Below are 16,763 nucleotides of genomic sequence, written 5' to 3'. Positions count from 1 at the left end.
TATGTATGACTGGAAATCTTTCCATTTTGTTAGCCTTTGGCGCGGGCTTTCTTTCTTTTATCTCGCCTTGCTGTCTGCCGCTTTATCCTTCCTTTTTATCATACATAACGGGGATTACAGTCGATGAAGTGAAAAAGGGGAAGACTGTTTTTCAGAAACAGGCGCTCTTGCACACGCTGTTTTTCATCATCGGATTTTCCATTATTTTTATCGCGCTTGGGTTATCGACCTCCTGGATCGGCAGTTTGTTTGTCAATCAAAAGGACTTGATCCGTCAGCTAGGCGGCATTTTGCTTGTTGTCATCGGACTGATTATGCTTCAGGTGTTTAAAATGGATTGGATGATGCGCTCATTTAAAGTTGATTTAAAATCGCGCCCATTGGGGTATACTGGGTCCATACTGGTAGGAATGACTTACGCAGCTGGTTGGACGCCATGCGTAGGACCGATCCTTTCCGGGATTATTGTCATGGGCGTGACGGATCCTTCTCGTGCCTTGTCGTATACACTCGCTTATACATTGGGTTTTGCTATTCCGTTTTTTGTGATGACTTTCTTTATCAGCAAAGTAAGCGCGATCGTCAAATACTCCGATCAGTTTATGAAGGTGGGCGGGGCTATCATGATTTTGTTTGGCGTGCTGCTGTACACCGATAAAATGACGGATATTACACGTGTGCTCATTCAACTGTACGGTGGATTTACGGGATTCTGATCGAATGAAGCAGAGGTGACGTAATGAACAAAATAGCGTTGGCGATGCTGGTTACAGTAGGCGTCGGCTATGCGGTCTGGCAGCAGCCTCAGGAGTCCGTCGCGGTTGTGTCTGAGGTGCAAAAGCCGGAAGTAGGGTTTGCAGCGCCTCATTTCTCTTTGACTGGGCTGGATAATCAAGTGTACAAAGTTGAAGGAAAAAGGGACAGGCCCGTCGTGCTAAATTTCTGGGCATCCTGGTGCGGTCCTTGCCGTATGGAGGCGCCGGATTTGCAGAAGCTCTACGAGAAATACAAAAACCAGATCGAATTTTACGGCATCAATGTAACCAACAACGACAGTCCAGAGGCTGCAGCCGCGTTTGTGCAGAGCTACAAGCTCACGTTTCCGATTCCCATGGATGTGGCCGGAACGGTCTCCAACCAATATCTGATTCAAGCGTTTCCAACTACGTACGTGATCGATACCAATGGCATCGTCCGAAAGAAGATTATCGGGATGATAGATGCACCAACGCTAGAGCTGGAAATGCGCAAGCTGCTCCAGGAAAAACCGTGAACGATAGAGAGAACCTCCCAAAACGCTGTGTGTCCGCGCAGCGTTTTTTGCTTTTGCCACGATGGCTATCACATGTCACTGTGCGGTGAAAATCGTGCTAAAATGTGGAAAAGGAGGTAGTCGTAATGGCAGATAAGATCTCGGTTTTGGAGCGCTACAATCGTGATCATCAGCACCCTGTAAACAAGCTGACACATGCGATTGGTATTCCGATGATTGTCGTTTCCTTGCCGCTGTTTTTCTGGAATGGGAAGTGGGCAGCAGTGTTATTTATTCTTGGCTGGATATTTCAATTTGTTGGTCATTTCTTCGAAGGAAATCCTCCGTCCTTTTTCAAGAATCCTGTTTATCTCCTAATTGGTCCGTGGTGGATCCTAAAGAGGTTAGGACGCTTTTTATTAGGAAAACCATTAAAATAGCGCGGCATGCGACCATTCTGCCTATTTTCGTGGAAAGAGCCCCGTTTTGTGTCTTTGCCTAAAGAATGGGGTTGTTCTCCTTCATAGACTGGAGTGATCTAGGGCTAAGGGAGGGGAGAAGATGGCTAAGGCAAAGAAAATCAAGAAGAAAAACTCTAGGCAGCATCCAAATCAACTAAACTTGAAAATTGTGACTTCTTCTACTTGTCAGGTGTGCAAACAGCAATGTGCTCGTGGGTTAGCATATCTCGAGAAAATGTCCCAGCCCGGCGAGATCGGATACGGGGTGCCGTGCATCCTGACGAAACGGCAGACATAGGCGGTTGTAAAGAGAGAACCCTTCATCCAGCAGAGACGAGGGGTTTTTTCGCGTGGAGCATGAACCGTTTTCCCCTCGAATGCCTGCGTTCTATGGCAAGATCGTCTGGCATGTACTATACTGAAGAGACTTCTATTTTGCAGATGAAAGGAGGGTGATTTTGTGCGTCCCTTGCAAATATCGCCCGAAACAGCCGTGAAATTGGCTGAGAAACTGAATGTTCCGTTGGAGCAGCTGATGCATATGCCCCAGCATATTTTGATGCAGAAAATGCTGGAGCTGGCCAAACAAGAAGAGGAAGAGAAGAACCAAGAGTAAGCAGCTCCTGCTGTTTGAAAGACAGGAGTTTTCGCGGGGGCTGTAGAATCGTAAACACGATACAGAGTATGGAGGAGGAATACATATGGCAGCAAACGTGTCTCACAAGCTCCGTAACGGGATAAAACCCCAAGCCTTTATCGATGGGATGACCAAGAATCAGGATACTTTTCTCAGCAGGAAGGCAGAGTTTACGTGGCCGAGTGAGGAAGACCGTGCTTTTTTTGCTTCGCTCGCCAATCGGGATGATCTTCGTTGTCTGATCATCGCGGCGGACTGGTGCGGTGACGTTGTTCGCAATATACCGGTGGTGCTGGAAGCCTTGAAAGAAACGGAAATTCCAACAGAGATTTTTATTATGGAAGAGCATCTGGATCTCATGGATGAATTCTTGACCATGGGCGGCCGCTCCATCCCAGTGGTTCTTTTCGCAGATACGGGTGGACATGTGCTTGCGAAATGGGGACCGCGACCGAAGCATGTCCAAGACGTGATGATCGCGTTTAAGGAGCAGAACCCGGATCGCAACGCGCCTGAGTATGAGGAGAACCTCAAGGCTGCGCGCGCAGAAATGCTCAAGCAATACGGGGAAGGTACTGGATACCAAGCTGTCATCGTGAAGGAGCTTCGAGAGCTTCTCTCTTCCATCTAACGTAACGGTTTCGTTCTTGGCGGGCGGAGTTCCTCTCCGCCTGTTTGCTTGATTTCACGGTTCGATGGAGAATCAGATGTAGAAAGGTTGAATGAAATGCACTACTACGGTAATGAAACGATTATGTCCTTGGAGCAAGTACTGCGATTAAAGCCATCGGAAGTACGTATTCTGGAATGGGTACGGACCTATGAGTTTTTGGAAAACAGCTATGGCATTGACGAGTCTGTACCGTACTTCCTGGATATCCAGTGCATGGCAGACGGGGTACGTATTCGGAAAAATCGCATTGCAGATTTTCCGGAATTTATTTGTGAAGAAGAGCGTTCTTTTCCAACCGTGGAAGAAGCATTGGCTGTTTTTCATCAGTGGGCTGAGGAAATTTTGGAGAAGCTGTAAGTGGTGAGAAAAATCAAACGTTGATTTTCTATCAAAATTGTGCTAGTATGAAGACACAGATTGATATGCCGGTGTGGCGGAATGGCAGACGCGCGCGACTCAAAATCGTGAGGGAAACCGTGGGGGTTCAAGTCCCTTCACCGGCACCACTATTTCCATAAAGAGAACGATACAGCACACACTTCAAGTGTTTACAGCGCTTGGGAGGTGTGCTTTTTGATTTGTCATTTTCTGCAGACGAAATTCGCGCAAACAAAAATCCCCCCGAAGAGGGATTAGTAGCTTAGCACATTTTCTTGATACCTTTTCATCACCGTATTCGCAATGCCAATTTTGCTATCCAGATAGCCAGTCGGATTGACAGAGGCGATCGATCCACTCTCTAGCTCCTGCAGTCTCAGATCAACGAGGAACCCAGCTACTCTCGACAAATGATCAATGACAGTTATCAATTCCGTTTGCGGTTGTTGTGCACTCAGTTGTAACGAGGCGGCATGAATCTCCGTAATCTTTTTGTACAGCTCCATGAGATATTCTGAGTTGAGTTGGGTCATGATTTCACTCCTTTCAACAGGGCTGATACTTCATTTTTATGTAGGAGTGATGGGATTAGAACAAGCTTTGTAGGCGTTTTCTTTCGTAGGAATTAGAGAATGAGCTGGATATCCTGACGGAGCAGCTCCATTTTAGCAGAAAATGAAAAAAGCCTTGCTGCGCAAGACTTTTCCGATGGAGCGGGTGATGGGAATCGAACCCACGCTACTAGCTTGGGAAGCTAGAGTTCTACCATTGAACTACACCCGCAAACGTTTTTTTTTTGCTTTAATTTAACAATATTATATAACGTTCAATCAAAGATGTCTAGTGGATTGCTTGATCCTGTAGTTTTTTACAAGGGCTCACTCGATTAGGAATGCGCCCATTATTAGGGTACGCGAATGGCAAGTCAGTGTAAATATCAGGAAAATCATCCGCACCATGTGGAGTCGCCTCGAAGTATGGTATCCTTAGGAAACAAAGAATGAACTGTCCGAATAGGAGTGATTCTCGCGTGAATATGTGGATGCTTTCAAAAGTGATGGTGGCAGCCGTGTCGGGCTTTTTCATGTTTGGGGATGTGGCGGAAACGGAATCAAGCGGAGGATCAGAAGCTGTCAACCATGCCCCAGCTCTCACGGAAAAAATGCCGGATGTAGAGACGATCTCTCCTTGGGTTGAGTATAAAATCGATGTCAGCGAGGTTTTTTCGGACGCGGACGGAGATGAACTCATTTATTCTGCCTTATCTCAGAGTGAGGCCGTCGCAAAAGTGGAAGTGAAAGGGAGCCTGGTGAAAGTCATGGCTCAAAAGCCGGGAGAAGTGACGATCATCGTGACCGCAAGTGATCAAAAAGGCGGAACCGCATCAACTGCCTACCGCTATAAAATAACAGAGTGATGCAAGGGAAGGCTGTCGATTACGTTTCGGCAGCCTATCCAGGCAGATTCCGATGATTCGCAAACATTCCAAGATTACATAAATTTTTGTAGGTATAACGCAGTTGAACATGGTAGGATGGAGAAGGAAGCAGAGGCAGTCAAAAGTCCTTCCAGGTAAAATCGATGCTCAAGTGTCCGATGGGCTTTTCTTTTCGCAAAGTACGAGATCTCATTGCCAATTCTGGTTTTCGAAAACAAACGAGGTCTGTGTAATACCCAAAATCTCGACAGATTTCTGGGCGTGCTGCGTGTATTCCGCACTGATCTTTATCGATGTCATAAAAAATACAGGTTCCAAATAAGCGTTGCTGCTTTTCCAAGCTCTCCCGGATTTTTCGCGGCATGCTTTTGAGCTTTTTCTGTATCTTTTTCAGCTCATGTTCGGTTATGGGAACAGGACCACAGCAAAGTCCTTTGCAGCCCTGGCAAGGTAGTGTCTCCATGATTGTCCAGCTCCTTTCATGATTCATAAGGTTTTCTCAATGAACATTATGGAAGCTGCAGGGGTGTTTGTAAATAAAAAATATTTAATCATAACACAATTAAAAAATTTTGTCAATAATTATTTTAGGGTTGAAAGATATGCCGATGCCTGGGGCCATCTATACAGGAAACACCAGGTGATTTGCGGATCATAGAGCTGGCTGCAAACCAGATCAGAAGATACTGGTAAGGTGGAAAGGAAGTTTGCGATGATGCTGGAAAATTTGCGCGGCTGGATGCTGGCCCCTCCCTCTACTGCTCGAATCCAAGACGAATAACACGATTCTGGGGAGGGCTGTAAGTGGGTAGGAAGAGCTTGTTTCATCCGTTGATTGTCCGCTACGGGGTATTTATGCTTGGATTGGCCATCATGGGTTTTGGGATCGGGATGATGATCCAGGCTAATCTAGGAGTAGCGCCATGGGATACGCTTCATATTGGATTGCAGAAAACGTTTGGCTTAACGATCGGGATGTGGTCGCAAATCGTAGGTTTGTTGATCATCGTCTCCTCTTATGTGATTGGAAAAATAAAGCCTAGCGTAGGAATGTTTTTGAATATGTTTTTCTTTGGGCTGTTCATTGATCTTTTTATGTGGCTGAATTGGATTCCGATCGGCGGGACGCTCAGTGAACGTATTTTTCTATTTGCGGCTGGCTTGTTGATCTACACGTTCGGGACTGGAATGTATATCTCACCGCATCTGGGGGCAGGACCGCGGGACAGCTTTATGCTAGCGCTGCACGACCGAACCGGCTGGGATGTCGGCCGGATCAGGATCGGGATTGAATGCACCGTGACTTTGCTAGGTTTTTTGCTGGGAGGTCCTGTTTCTATCGGTACTTTGGTAACGGCGCTATCGATTGGCCCTTTGATTAAACGCTTTATCCCCATGTGGGAACGCGTGATGGCAAAGCTGAATAGCGTCAGGAGCGAAAGTCAGTTAGCCAAATAAAAAATCGGACCGCCATGGAGCACCATTCATGGCGGTTCTCTTTTCAAGCCTTTTTTAAGAATCACCCTTATAAAACAGAGAGAAATAAGTTATAATATAGACTTGTGAAAGAGTGCGGGAAATCATTCGCACTTTTTGTCGATGAACGTAGAACGGAAAGAAATCCTTTGCTATCGAAAGAGAGTGGGAAAAATGGGTCGTAAGTGGAACAATATTAAAGAAAAAAAGGCGTCCAAAGACGCTAGCACCAGCCGTGTATACGCAAAGTTCGGAAAAGAGATCTACGTGGCTGCAAAGCAAGGCGAGCCTGATCCTGAATCGAACCGTGCATTAAAAGTCGTACTTGAGCGTGCCAAAACATATAGCGTACCGAAAGCTATTATTGACCGGGCGATTGAGAAAGCAAAAGGTGGATCGGATGAGGTTTACGACGAGCTGCGTTATGAAGGCTTCGGACCGAATGGCTCTATGATTATCGTGGACGCCCTCACCAACAACGTGAACCGTACAGCCCCAGAAGTGCGGGCTGCATTCAACAAAAACGGTGGAAATATGGGTGTAACAGGTTCTGTTGCCTATATGTTCGATGCTACTGCCGTTATTGGTTTAGAAGGAAAAACAGCGGAAGAAGTCTTGGAAATTTTGATGGAAGCGGATGTGGATGTTCGCGACATTATCGAAGAAGAAAACGCTGTGATTGTCTATGCCGAGCCGGATCAGTTCCATGCTGTACAAGAAGCGCTAAAAGCTGCAGGTGTATCGGAATTTACAGTAGCAGAGCTGTCCATGCTGGCGCAGAATGAGATTACGCTGCCAGAGGATGCCGTTGCACAATTCGAAAAGTTGATCGACGCGTTGGAAGATTTGGACGACGTGCAGCAAGTGTACCACAACGTAGATTTAGGCGAGTAATCTGGACCAAAACCCGAGTCTCTCAGCTCGGGTTTTTTATGTGCGCTCCGAGTGGACGTCATGAGAGGATAAGGTTCTCTATCGTAACAAGAGGAGACCTCCGATGCTGGAAGTCTCCCTATCTGGTGGGCTTGTCCGTATGTGTGTTGGTAATGATCAATGCTCATGGTCGTGACGGCGTAAATCTACGGATCGCAATTCATCCTTCGCTTTTTCCACCAGGACCTGATAGTCTCTGACTACCTCGGTCAAAGCGGCAACGGACTCTTTGTATTCTGATTCATTACAGATCCCGTCAATGGCTCGGTGGAGATGAAACATCTTATCTTCGGTTTTTCGGATAAATTCTACCCAATCCATCCCGTTCATCAAACTCCTCCTTTCCCATCGTAGTTTATACAGCTGCTGGAGAATGTATGCAAGACTACAAGCAGTAGCAACAGATAAAAAAGACATTTAGTCTTGTTGAAAATGAAAGTTCGTGATAACATACCTCACATTAGAAAAACTTTGTTTGCTAGGTAACAAGGATGTGCTGGGAGTGAAACGAATGTGGACTATTTAGCCAAACTAAACAAGCTGCTGGAAAAAATCATGCCTGCGCTTACACCCTGCAGCGTAGTGATTGGCGTGCTAACGGGAAGTCATTTGCAGCCTTTCTCTTTTCTGTCTCCCTGGGTGTTTGCGTTCATGACTTTTTCGGGGAGTCTGGGGTCGGGGTTTGGAGAATTCGCTCGAGTTCTTGCGCGACCACTTCCGCTTGTTGTTAATTTGCTCCTTTTGCATGCAATCATGCCTTTTGTGGGTTGGGGCGCTGCACTCTTATTTTATCCCGATGATGTGCATGTCTTGACGGGGCTTCTATTGGCATCCGTGATTCCTACCGGGATCTCCAGCTTTTTATGGACTTCTATCTACATGGGGAATATTGCTCTGACGTTGTCCATTATCTTGGTGGATACGATGCTGGCTCCATTGATTGTACCTTTGGGGATGGCTTTACTGGTCGGAGCCAAGGTTGATATGGATGCAGGTGCGATGATGCAAGGACTTTTCTTGATGATTGTGTTCCCGTCGCTATTGGGAATGCTCCTGAATCAGCTGACGCGTGGTGAAATCAAAAAGACGTTGGCTCCTAAGCTCGCTCCGTTTTCGAAGCTGGGAATGGGTGTTGTCGTTACGATTAATGCGTCTGTCGTGTCACCTTATCTGGTGCAGATCGATGGAAAATTAATCGGCTTGGCTGCTGTCGTTCTGTTGTTAGCCATCTTGGGTTACTTGATGGGGTGGTGGGTTTCGAGAGCATTTGGATGGAAACGTGACATCATTGTAACATTGACCTTCAATACCGGGATGCGAAACATAAGTGCGGGTGCCGTTATGGCTATTGCTTATTTTCCTGCCCCGGTCGCACTGCCAGTTGTATTGGGCATGCTGTTTCAACAGACGTTGGCTTCAACCTTTGGGAAATTCCTCTCTCTTGTTGAAAAAGAGCACACGGAGAAGCGAGTGGAAGCGACAAATCAAAAGGCTATGTAATGTCAGAAAAACTAACATAAAAATCAAAAAACTCATTGACACCTATCGTTATTATGTTAGTATATATTACATAGCATGCATTCTCTCCACTTCCTATCTTTGACCCAGAACATTTCTGGGTCCTTTTTTTGCCTAAAATCATGCGTGTGGCACAGAAACGCTGTCACTAGTGAAACGAAAGGCAGGACATGGGAATCATTTGGTGAATACTGGTGTGGAACAGTGAGTGAAGAAGTGCTTAAACACCTTGACACACAATTGTTTGAGTGGTCCCGAGAATGAGAACGGCAAGGATACCTAATGAAACCGGGCATGATAATAATGAACAAGCTCAGTCTCCAACTCTATTTTCTTTGAATCGAACGGAAAGGGGGGAATATTATGTGTGGACGCTTTACCTTGGTAATTGCGCCTGAGAATATGGTCAGACGTTTTCAAGTGGACATGCAAAACCTGGAGTATCGCATGCGCTACAATATCGCACCGGGACAGCAGGTTCTGGCTATCATCGCAGAGAAAGGGAAGAGGCGGATGGGGGAGCTGCGCTGGGGATTGATCCCTTCTTGGGCGAAGGATGACAAAAAGGGGTTTCAATGGATCAATGCAAGAGCGGAGAGCCTGCAGGAGAAGCCGTCCTTTCAAAAGCTGCTGAGCAGAAAACGATGCATCATTCCTGCCGACAGTTTTTATGAGTGGAAGGAAACGAAGCAAGGAAAGCAGCCCATGCGGATCATGCGGAAAGATGAACAGCCGTTTGCATTTGCTGGGTTGTTTGATACGTGGGTGCAACCGGACGGACAAAAAGTACATACCTGTACAATCATTACAACAACCCCAAACGATGTTGTTGCGCCGATTCATCCGCGTATGCCTGTCATCCTGCGGGAAGAAGACGAATCGATCTGGCTGGATCGCGAATATCAAGACCACCAGCATCTACAATCCATGCTCATACCCTACAAGGCAGAGTGGATGCAGGCCTACCCTGTAAGCAAAGCGGTTGGAAATGTGAAGAATGATCATCTAGACTGCATTCGGGAAGTACGTCTACATGAGGAAGAATAGCGAACGGGGAAATGCCCTTATTGGGGGTAAGGCTGGGCATCTCCCTGGAATAGTTTACTGACCATGGCAAACAGCTTTCCAGGCATGTTTGGGAAGACGAACGAATACTGATTCGCTCCATTTGCCAAAAGGGCGACAGGAGTTTCGATCACATACGGTATTTTCATGAGATCGAGCATTTTTTTGTATTCATCCACCATCGACTGGTCGACCGTATAATAAAATGATTTGGAAGATTTCATGGGCGCACACTCCTTTCTATATATTGTAGCATAGCCGACATCCAGAAGGAACGAGACATAATAAGGGTTACGTTAACTAATGATGAAGCCTGTACTTTTCATGCTACGAAAGTTGACCGAAAAAAGGAAAGTAACTATAATCAATATAATTGTTTCTTATCTAGTCAACAGGAGGTAGTCGCGTGAAAGCTCAATTTGCCCCACTATTTGAAAATGTCACATTAAACAGCGGAGTTACGCTGAAAAATCGAATTGTCCTCGCTCCAATGACCCATATTTCTTCGAATGAAGATGGAACGGTCTCGGACGAAGAGCTCGAGTATTACGCTAGAAGATCTGGTGGCGCCGGGATGGTGATTACGGCGTGCGCGTATGTGACACCAAATGGAAAAGGATACGCGAGACAGTTTTCTGTAGATGATGACTCCTTCATACCTGGATTAAAACGATTGGCAACCAGGATTCAGGAAAAAGGTGCGAAAGCGATTTTGCAAATTTTTCATGGGGGTCGATTAAGCCCTGCGTCTGAAGTGCCAAATGGAGAGCCGGTCAGTGCGAGCGCAATAGCAAGTGAACGGAAAGGCGCTGTCGTCCCTCGTGCTCTCGAGGAAGAAGAGATTATCGACATTATCAAAGGGTTTGGCGAAGCGACACGCAGAGCGATCGAGGCAGGCTTCGACGGTGTGGAAATTCACGGTGCAAACGGGTATTTGGTTCAGCAATTCTTCTCTCCTCACTCCAATCAACGCGAAGACCGTTGGGGCGGAAGTGTGGAGAAACGACTCGCATTCCCTCTTGCTGTGGTGGATGAAATCAACAAAGTGGTCGCCGAGCATGCAAAGGAGCCGTTTGTGGTAGGCTATCGCTTTTCTCCAGAAGAACCAGAGACACCTGGGATTACCATGGCGGAGACATTTGTTTTGGTAGATGCTTTGGCTGACAAAGGGCTTGATTATTTGCATCTGTCCGTAAATGAATTTTGGAGTGTATCCCGCCGCGGTACGGATGATTCGCGGTCTCGGATCGAAATTCTCCAAGAGCGTGTTGGTGACAAGGTAGCCGTCATTGGTGTTGGTGGCATCAACACGGCAGACGACGCAGTGAAAGCACTGACAGCCAATATCCCGCTGATTGCCATTGGAAGAGCATTCATCGTGGAGCCGGATTGGGTCGAGAAGATCCAGGCGGGAAAAGAAGAGGAGATCGTCACGACTCTAACCAAGGACGATCAGGAGCGCCTCGTGATTCCAGATCCGCTGTGGAAAATGATTGTTCATTCTCCGGGCTGGTTTCCTGTGGTTCAAGAAGCGGACAAGCAGTAAAAAGAGGTGGATGAGAGAACTGGTGCGCGCTTGGGGCGTTCCTGTTTTTTTGTTTTGTTTATCGAGTTTTCAGGGTTCGCAGTATAGCGCGTATATGATACGCTGATGCCAGTGATTTTCCGATATATGGGAGCGTGGAGAGATGGCAATCCCGCAAAAACGAAACAGGGGACGACCAGCGAGTCGCCCCCTTTCCTTCGAAAATGTCTATTTTTTCGTCCTCCCTAACGACCCGCTTATAAAGCTGTGGATCAACGCGTTGACTTCTTGCGGACTGTCGATATTCGGGAAGTGAGCGGAATTTTTGAGAAAGATTTGACGGACATCAGGGATTTGATTGACCAAGCTCTCTGCCGTCAAGAGGAAGTCTGCGTGATCGAGCTCACCTGACACGATAAGCGTTGGGGCGGATACTTCCGACAAACGACTTCTCGGATCAGGCTCCAGCCAGGTCGGCATTCCTGTGACGGTTGGCCGGGTGTAAATATCTCGATAAATGTCTGATAGCCACTGGCGCCTGCTTTGGACGCGCCCGCTTTGCTGATGGAAGCCATCCAGCGTGATATGCAATGTGATGTCCAGCGCTTGCTCCAACTTTCCCTTCTGGAGCTGCTCCTGCATCACCTGAAGCTTTTGTTGCCATTCATCAGAAGGGGGAACAAAGCCCCCTGGACACAATAGGATGAATCGATCGACCAATTCCGGATAGGCTAATGCAAATTCAATGCTGGCATAACTGCCAAATGAGGCGCCAACAAGTGAAGCGCGCGAGATGTTCAATTGCTGCAGCAAATCGTGCAAATCTTCGTAAAGCGTATAGGAACCGCCTGGGTTGGCAGACTGCCCCATTCCTCTCATGTCAAAACGAAGAACCTGGTATTGGCTCGAGAGTACAGCCATCTGCGGCTCCCACATACGGCTATCCAAAGGAAAACCGTGTAGAAAGACGATCGTTTCGCCAGATCCCGCCATTTCGTAAAAGATTTTAGCGCCGCGACAGGTAATAAACCCTTCTTGTGCCATCGAAACCACCCTTCCGTCTGAAGAAGTGATACCCTCTCATCCAAATACTACCATTTACTTGGGCGTTCATCTGTGAAAATTCAGTGGCATTTCGCAGGGGAACCTGGGCGTCAACTCCTGATTTTCAGGAAAGCGGATTTTTCAGTCATACAAAAAAGCGGCAACGAATATGTAAACAATATTCGGCAGCAAATAGGTCGGCATGGGCGTAACGATGGACGAGGTCTTGATGGAAGAAAGGGGGAGAGTGATTTCAAAATAACGAATGAAGTCATCGTGACGGCTGGTGTTTATGTCAGGGTACAAGGGCGCTTCCCTTTTCAAATCGGACCGAACCGAGCTGGAACTGCACTAGGCATCGTCCGGCTGGGGGGCCATCGGGAAGGCAGGGAAACAGGTTGGCAATGCGCTGCGCGTGAAGCTCATGAGGAAGCGAGTTTGCAGGTCAGTCCAGTTCCTCCGCCGAGAACCTATTGGTATGAGACTGCAGTGGCTGACACGCCAGCTTTATTTGAAGGCGCGTGGCTGGAAGAGGGGGTTGCCCCGATTTTGATTGGCAGACATTTGAACAGACACAACATGACACCGATCTACTTGGCTGTATCGCAAGACAAACCCGTCCCAGCTCATGAGACAAAGGGGTTGCTCCTTCTGAGTCCAGAGGAGATTTCCACCATTCTCTCAAAGGAAATCACGCTCGGACAGTATCTGGATGCAGGAGGCAAAGCGCTTCTGCGAGTAGATCTTCCATTAAACGGCAGACTGCAGCCTTTCCCGCATCTCCGACTCCTTCACTGGGTGCTCACGCAGCATCCCGAGATTCTGTCATAAAGCGTCAGTTCGGATCATCGTTACGGTTCTGCACTGACGCTCTTTCATGTGAATTTAAACGATCGTTTAACATAAGGGTGTTGGCTAAACATAATGGAATTGGCGAGGGCACACATGGGGCACTCTTTGGAAGAGCGAATCAGTAAAGGTATATCGAGAAAGTCGTTTTCAAAATGGTAGAATCATCCTAAAATACAGAATATAGGAGGAGGCAATAGGGTCTACCCAAAGATATGGATGTTGTTGGTCTGTTTCGTTTTCCGGTTTATGGATATTGAGGTACGGCGCTTCGCCGGATCAGGCTAAAAAAAAGCTCACAAACGAAGGAGTAGAAAACAGATGCCATTAACGATAGATCCAAAAGAGTTTGTCAATCGCCGTCAAAGACTCGCGGAAAAAATGCCTGATCACAGTGCACTTGTCCTATTTTCAGGAGTTCTCAAGACACGAAGCGGTGACGATAAATATCCGTTTTCACCGAACCGCAGCTTTTATTATCTGACCGGCATTGCGCGCAGCAAGCTCATTCTGATGATCACAAAACGCACTGGCATCGTGACCGAGACGTTATTTCTGCAGCGTCCCAATGAACTGGAAGCGAAATGGACAGGAGCCGTTCTTTCGGATCAGGAAGCGAGGAAGCAGTCTGGTATCGAACATTTTGACTATCTGGATGAGTGGTTACAGTCATTTGGAACCTTTGTAAGACGCTGCGAAGGCAAATGTTCGCTCTATCTTGATCTGTACCGCGATCAGTGGAGCGATGAGCTGACCCCTGTTGAAAGCTTTGCCGAAGAGGCGCAGAAGAAGTACCAAACTCTACAGATTCAAGACGCTGGCCCATGGCTGAAAGAACTGCGTATGGTGAAAAGTCCGGCAGAGATCGTAGAAATCAAGCGTGCGATCGCGATCACAGATGAGGCAATTCGACGCATGTGGTCCCATTCACGTCCAGGAATTATGGAATATGAGCTGGAAGCGCACTACGATTTCACGTTGAAGTCACACGGTGTTCGTGAGCTTCCCTATTTGCCTATTATTGCAAGCGGACTCAATGCCACTGTTCTGCACTATGAAGACAATGACCAGCGAACGGAAGATGGTGACTTGGTCCTTCTCGACCTCGGGGCAGCTTCCAACTACTATGCGGCTGATATTTCGCGGACGTTCCCCGTAAATGGTCGCTTTACAGAACGCCAGAAGGAAATCTATCAACTCGTGCTGGAAGCAGAAATCAAGACCATCGAAGCCGTGAAGCCGGGTGTCACACTCCAGCAATTAAACGAAGTCACGAAGCAGGTTTTAACAGATGGCCTGCTGCGCCTCGGGCTCATCCGGGAGAGCTCGGAGCTGACGAAATACTACTATCACGGCGTGTCGCATCACCTTGGACTGGATACGCACGATATCTCGGACTATAGTGCTGTCTTGCAGCCTGGTATGGTGATCACGGTTGAACCTGGTCTGTACATAGAGGAAGAAACGATCGGGATTCGGATTGAAGATGATGTGCTGGTAACAGCAGAAGGCTGCGAGGTGCTTTCATCGGAGATCCCGAAGGAAATCGAAGAAGTAGAAGGGTTGATCGGGAAAAAAGAGTAGCGGTTGCTGCGGTTCCGTCTCTCGTAATTTTCCAGGGGCTTCATATAAGGAGTGTCGAATCGCTTGATATCGGAGGATGCAACAGAGAAGCTTCTTGGTACAAAAGCAGCGAAATAGAAGTTCATCAAAAGACTCCAACAGACTCGACAACACTATTGTACGAGAATCGCACAGAGCTGCCCCAAACGAGGAATTGATACTCGTCTGGGGTTTTCTTTATAAATCCAATGCTCAGCAGAAATTTGTCAGACACTAAAATAATATTGCGAATTTTTGTTGACGAATGAAAAGGGTTTCAATTATACTTTCACTAAACCGGTTCGCTAAACCGATTTAGTACACTTCGGAATGTACCGATTATGACAGTATAAATCGTTTCTGCATCGTGGTAGAGGGTGTTAGGAGGAAAGAAAATGACATCGAATTTTGGTGTGTTCACGCTGGGAGACGCAATGATCACGATGAACCCGGCCGTGAAGGGCCCGCTGCGATTTGTATCGCAGTTTGAGCGAAAGGTAGGCGGCGCTGAGCTGAATTTTGCGATCGGCTGTGCGAGGCTGGGTTTGCGCTCGAAATGGGTAAGCCGACTGGGGAAAGATGAGTTTGGACGAGTCATTGATCATTTCGCGCGTGGCGAAGGGATCGACATGAGTGACGTTCATTTTGTGGAAGGGTATCCCACTTCCCTGAACTTTAAAGAAATTCGTGAAGACGGATCGGGAAAAACGTTCTACTACCGTTACCAATCCCCTATTTTGACCATGAAGCCGGAAGACATTACGGCTTCCATGTTTGAAGGAATCAATCTCGTTCACATTACGGGTGTCTATCTGGCAATCGACCCGCAAAATATGCAAATCGTCAAGCGAGTGGTACAGATTGCAAAGGAAAAAGGACTTGCCATTTCATTCGATCCCAACATCCGTCTCAAGCTATGGACGATTGAAGAGGCGCGAAAAGCCTACTTTGAACTCTTCCCGTACGTCGATATTTTGCTGACGGGCAGAGATGAGATTCGTCTGATACTGGGAGAGGACAGTGAAGAAGCACTGGTTTCCCTGGCAGAAAAATATGCGATCGATCAGCTCGTCGTCAAAGATGGCGCGAACGGGTCCAAGCTGTACACGAAAGGAACCTGGCATGAAAAAGAAGCGTTTTCCGTGGAGGCCGTTGACACGGTCGGGGCAGGAGATGGCTTTGATGCCGGTTACATCTACGCTTTTCTAAACGACTATTCCTGCGAGGAGCGGCTGGTCTTCGCCAATGGAGTCGGAGCGTTGGCTACGACAGTGTCTGGCGACAATGAGGGGCTGCCTTATTTGGAAGAAGTCTTTCCCTTTATCCGTCAGGAAGCCGTGATTGAAAGATAAGGTGGGAGAGAAAGTGACGACCATTCCGTTGATCTTGAAAGAAGTGGGAGCTGCACTCAATGGCTGTTGCCAAGTAGAGTATCAGACATTTGTTTCACTCCTGAAGCGGGAGTCGCGGTTTTTCTTCACAGGGGAAGGGCGTTCCGGTCTGGTCGCGAAAATGGCTGCGATGCGCCTCATGCATAGCGGGAAGTCCGTGTTTGTCATCGGGGAAACAACGACGCCTGCGATCGGTGCCGATGATGTGCTGATCGCCGTCTCTGGCTCTGGACAGACACCACTGACAAGCCAGATTGCTCAGTCCGCCGCAGCTGCCGGAGCATTCGTCTGTGTGGTGACCACGAGTGAAGCGGTTCGACAGCTTGCATGGTGTTCAGCAGTTTTGCGCATACCTGCTGCGACAAAATATCGTCTAGCTGATGAGCCGACAACCATACAGCCGCTGGGCAACCAGTTTGATCAGGCCGCCCATTTGCTTCTGGATGCCGCGATCATCGATAGTTTAACAGAAACACAATCAAATGAATCTTTCAGGGCAAGGCATGCCAATCTGGAGTAGG

Annotated in this window: 22 protein-coding genes and 2 tRNA genes; 18 read left to right on the top strand and 6 right to left on the bottom strand. The window is 47.6% G+C overall.

All coding sequences use genetic code 11. The features are described from left to right. The first annotated feature begins 5 nt into the window (after window positions 1-5). The 8 genes from ACLIN2_RS16835 to ACLIN2_RS16800 all read left to right on the top strand — a co-directional run bounded on the left by ACLIN2_RS16835 (window position 6) and on the right by ACLIN2_RS16800 (window position 3,529). On the top strand, window positions 6-716 hold the full coding sequence (locus ACLIN2_RS16835) for a cytochrome c biogenesis CcdA family protein (RefSeq protein ID WP_092266857.1): 711 nt from the start codon (window positions 6-8) through the stop codon (window positions 714-716). Window positions 717-739: 23 nt separating this feature from the next. Further along, entirely contained in the window at window positions 740-1,273 is a 534-nt protein-coding gene (locus ACLIN2_RS16830) for a TlpA family protein disulfide reductase (protein ID WP_411501631.1), read from the top strand. Between the two features lie 125 nt (window positions 1,274-1,398). Further along, window positions 1,399-1,692 carry a DUF962 domain-containing protein gene (locus tag ACLIN2_RS16825; RefSeq protein ID WP_411501630.1) on the top strand — a complete coding sequence of 98 codons (294 nt, stop codon included), beginning with the start codon at window positions 1,399-1,401 and terminating at the stop codon, window positions 1,690-1,692. 121 nt (window positions 1,693-1,813) lie between these two features. Then, a complete protein-coding gene (locus ACLIN2_RS16820) occupies window positions 1,814-2,011 on the top strand; it encodes a hypothetical protein (RefSeq protein ID WP_092266860.1) in 198 nt (65 codons plus the stop codon). Window positions 2,012-2,173: 162 nt separating this feature from the next. Next, window positions 2,174-2,329, top strand: a complete 156-nt coding sequence (locus ACLIN2_RS16815; RefSeq protein WP_092266861.1) for a YycC family protein — start codon at window positions 2,174-2,176, stop codon at window positions 2,327-2,329. Window positions 2,330-2,414: 85 nt separating this feature from the next. Beyond that, a complete protein-coding gene (locus tag ACLIN2_RS16810; protein WP_122959389.1) occupies window positions 2,415-2,981 on the top strand; it encodes a thioredoxin family protein in 567 nt (188 codons plus the stop codon). A 96-nt stretch (window positions 2,982-3,077) separates the two neighbouring features. Further along, entirely contained in the window at window positions 3,078-3,380 is a 303-nt protein-coding gene (locus ACLIN2_RS16805; RefSeq protein ID WP_411501629.1) for a hypothetical protein, read from the top strand. 67 nt (window positions 3,381-3,447) lie between these two features. Further along, window positions 3,448-3,529 (top strand) — tRNA-Leu (locus ACLIN2_RS16800). Window positions 3,530-3,655: 126 nt separating this feature from the next. On the opposite strand, the gene ACLIN2_RS16795 is transcribed toward ACLIN2_RS16800, so the two are convergent. Next, window positions 3,656-3,934, bottom strand: coding sequence for a hypothetical protein (locus tag ACLIN2_RS16795; RefSeq protein WP_092266864.1), 279 nt, complete (start codon window positions 3,932-3,934; stop codon window positions 3,656-3,658). Between the two features lie 176 nt (window positions 3,935-4,110). After that, window positions 4,111-4,184: transfer RNA gene (locus ACLIN2_RS16790), tRNA-Gly, on the bottom strand. A 247-nt stretch (window positions 4,185-4,431) separates the two neighbouring features. Between ACLIN2_RS16790 and ACLIN2_RS16785 the strand changes: the two genes are divergently transcribed. Next, a complete protein-coding gene (locus tag ACLIN2_RS16785; RefSeq protein ID WP_411501628.1) occupies window positions 4,432-4,818 on the top strand; it encodes a hypothetical protein in 387 nt (128 codons plus the stop codon). A 139-nt stretch (window positions 4,819-4,957) separates the two neighbouring features. Here the strand turns inward: ACLIN2_RS16785 and ACLIN2_RS16780 are convergent, their stop codons facing one another. Further along, the gene (locus tag ACLIN2_RS16780) at window positions 4,958-5,302 is read right to left on the bottom strand and encodes a YkgJ family cysteine cluster protein (protein WP_092266866.1); all 345 of its coding nucleotides are present in this window, start codon (window positions 5,300-5,302) and stop codon (window positions 4,958-4,960) included. Between the two features lie 341 nt (window positions 5,303-5,643). Between ACLIN2_RS16780 and ACLIN2_RS16775 the strand changes: the two genes are divergently transcribed. Further along, the gene (locus ACLIN2_RS16775; RefSeq protein ID WP_411501627.1) at window positions 5,644-6,297 is read left to right on the top strand and encodes a YczE/YyaS/YitT family protein; all 654 of its coding nucleotides are present in this window, start codon (window positions 5,644-5,646) and stop codon (window positions 6,295-6,297) included. A 192-nt stretch (window positions 6,298-6,489) separates the two neighbouring features. Beyond that, the gene (locus ACLIN2_RS16770) at window positions 6,490-7,209 is read left to right on the top strand and encodes a YebC/PmpR family DNA-binding transcriptional regulator (protein ID WP_411501626.1); all 720 of its coding nucleotides are present in this window, start codon (window positions 6,490-6,492) and stop codon (window positions 7,207-7,209) included. 156 nt (window positions 7,210-7,365) lie between these two features. Here ACLIN2_RS16770 and ACLIN2_RS16765 read toward each other — a convergent pair whose 3' ends face one another. Continuing rightward, window positions 7,366-7,578, bottom strand: coding sequence for a hypothetical protein (locus ACLIN2_RS16765; RefSeq protein ID WP_092266869.1), 213 nt, complete (start codon window positions 7,576-7,578; stop codon window positions 7,366-7,368). A gap of 183 nt (window positions 7,579-7,761) precedes the next feature. Between ACLIN2_RS16765 and ACLIN2_RS16760 the strand changes: the two genes are divergently transcribed. Continuing rightward, complete coding sequence (locus ACLIN2_RS16760; RefSeq protein WP_411501625.1) at window positions 7,762-8,748, top strand: bile acid:sodium symporter family protein; 987 nt, start codon at window positions 7,762-7,764, stop codon at window positions 8,746-8,748. Window positions 8,749-9,129: 381 nt separating this feature from the next. Next, window positions 9,130-9,813 carry an SOS response-associated peptidase gene (locus ACLIN2_RS16755; RefSeq protein WP_092266871.1) on the top strand — a complete coding sequence of 228 codons (684 nt, stop codon included), beginning with the start codon at window positions 9,130-9,132 and terminating at the stop codon, window positions 9,811-9,813. 17 nt (window positions 9,814-9,830) lie between these two features. On the opposite strand, the gene ACLIN2_RS16750 is transcribed toward ACLIN2_RS16755, so the two are convergent. Then, on the bottom strand, window positions 9,831-10,055 hold the full coding sequence (locus ACLIN2_RS16750) for a hypothetical protein (protein WP_411501624.1): 225 nt from the start codon (window positions 10,053-10,055) through the stop codon (window positions 9,831-9,833). A 182-nt stretch (window positions 10,056-10,237) separates the two neighbouring features. On the opposite strand from ACLIN2_RS16750, the gene ACLIN2_RS16745 reads away from it, so the two are divergent. After that, a complete protein-coding gene (locus ACLIN2_RS16745) occupies window positions 10,238-11,377 on the top strand; it encodes an NADH-dependent flavin oxidoreductase (protein WP_411501623.1) in 1,140 nt (379 codons plus the stop codon). A gap of 207 nt (window positions 11,378-11,584) precedes the next feature. On the opposite strand, the gene ACLIN2_RS16740 is transcribed toward ACLIN2_RS16745, so the two are convergent. Then, window positions 11,585-12,400, bottom strand: a complete 816-nt coding sequence (locus ACLIN2_RS16740; protein WP_411501622.1) for an alpha/beta fold hydrolase — start codon at window positions 12,398-12,400, stop codon at window positions 11,585-11,587. 72 nt (window positions 12,401-12,472) lie between these two features. On the opposite strand from ACLIN2_RS16740, the gene ACLIN2_RS16735 reads away from it, so the two are divergent. The 4 genes from ACLIN2_RS16735 to hxlB all read left to right on the top strand — a co-directional run bounded on the left by ACLIN2_RS16735 (window position 12,473) and on the right by hxlB (window position 16,762). After that, entirely contained in the window at window positions 12,473-13,231 is a 759-nt protein-coding gene (locus ACLIN2_RS16735) for an NUDIX hydrolase (protein WP_411501621.1), read from the top strand. A 339-nt stretch (window positions 13,232-13,570) separates the two neighbouring features. Beyond that, window positions 13,571-14,833, top strand: a complete 1,263-nt coding sequence (locus ACLIN2_RS16730) for an aminopeptidase P family protein (protein WP_411501620.1) — start codon at window positions 13,571-13,573, stop codon at window positions 14,831-14,833. Window positions 14,834-15,246: 413 nt separating this feature from the next. Beyond that, complete coding sequence (locus tag ACLIN2_RS16725) at window positions 15,247-16,203, top strand: sugar kinase (RefSeq protein WP_411501619.1); 957 nt, start codon at window positions 15,247-15,249, stop codon at window positions 16,201-16,203. Further along, window positions 16,193-16,762: a 6-phospho-3-hexuloisomerase gene (gene hxlB, locus ACLIN2_RS16720; protein WP_328211541.1), complete on the top strand. Its 570-nt coding sequence runs from the start codon at window positions 16,193-16,195 to the stop codon at window positions 16,760-16,762. The genes ACLIN2_RS16725 and hxlB overlap by 11 nt, the downstream gene beginning before the upstream one ends. Window position 16,763 lies beyond the last annotated feature (1 nt).

Source organism: Brevibacillus centrosporus (genome assembly GCF_046622605.1).
Lineage (GTDB): Bacteria > Bacillota > Bacilli > Brevibacillales > Brevibacillaceae > Brevibacillus > Brevibacillus centrosporus.
The sequence above is the reverse complement of the archived record's forward strand: the minus strand, read 5'-3'. Positions and strand labels throughout refer to the sequence as shown.

Excerpts from the sequence above, each read along its gene's own strand:
- ACLIN2_RS16835 (WP_092266857.1), top strand. The coding sequence starts at position 6 with ATGACTGGAAATCTTTCCATTTTGTTAGCCTTTGGCGCGGGCTTTCTT.
- ACLIN2_RS16830 (WP_411501631.1), top strand. The coding sequence starts at position 740 with ATGAACAAAATAGCGTTGGCGATGCTGGTTACAGTAGGCGTCGGCTAT.
- ACLIN2_RS16825 (WP_411501630.1), top strand. The coding sequence starts at position 1,399 with ATGGCAGATAAGATCTCGGTTTTGGAGCGCTACAATCGTGATCATCAG.
- ACLIN2_RS16820 (WP_092266860.1), top strand. The coding sequence starts at position 1,814 with ATGGCTAAGGCAAAGAAAATCAAGAAGAAAAACTCTAGGCAGCATCCA.
- ACLIN2_RS16810 (WP_122959389.1), top strand. The coding sequence starts at position 2,415 with ATGGCAGCAAACGTGTCTCACAAGCTCCGTAACGGGATAAAACCCCAA.
- ACLIN2_RS16805 (WP_411501629.1), top strand. The coding sequence starts at position 3,078 with ATGCACTACTACGGTAATGAAACGATTATGTCCTTGGAGCAAGTACTG.
- ACLIN2_RS16795 (WP_092266864.1), bottom strand. The coding sequence starts at position 3,934 with ATGACCCAACTCAACTCAGAATATCTCATGGAGCTGTACAAAAAGATT.
- ACLIN2_RS16780 (WP_092266866.1), bottom strand. The coding sequence starts at position 5,302 with ATGGAGACACTACCTTGCCAGGGCTGCAAAGGACTTTGCTGTGGTCCT.
- ACLIN2_RS16770 (WP_411501626.1), top strand. The coding sequence starts at position 6,490 with ATGGGTCGTAAGTGGAACAATATTAAAGAAAAAAAGGCGTCCAAAGAC.
- ACLIN2_RS16765 (WP_092266869.1), bottom strand. The coding sequence starts at position 7,578 with ATGAACGGGATGGATTGGGTAGAATTTATCCGAAAAACCGAAGATAAG.
- ACLIN2_RS16755 (WP_092266871.1), top strand. The coding sequence starts at position 9,130 with ATGTGTGGACGCTTTACCTTGGTAATTGCGCCTGAGAATATGGTCAGA.
- ACLIN2_RS16750 (WP_411501624.1), bottom strand. The coding sequence starts at position 10,055 with ATGAAATCTTCCAAATCATTTTATTATACGGTCGACCAGTCGATGGTG.
- ACLIN2_RS16740 (WP_411501622.1), bottom strand. The coding sequence starts at position 12,400 with ATGGCACAAGAAGGGTTTATTACCTGTCGCGGCGCTAAAATCTTTTAC.
- ACLIN2_RS16730 (WP_411501620.1), top strand. The coding sequence starts at position 13,571 with ATGCCATTAACGATAGATCCAAAAGAGTTTGTCAATCGCCGTCAAAGA.
- ACLIN2_RS16725 (WP_411501619.1), top strand. The coding sequence starts at position 15,247 with ATGACATCGAATTTTGGTGTGTTCACGCTGGGAGACGCAATGATCACG.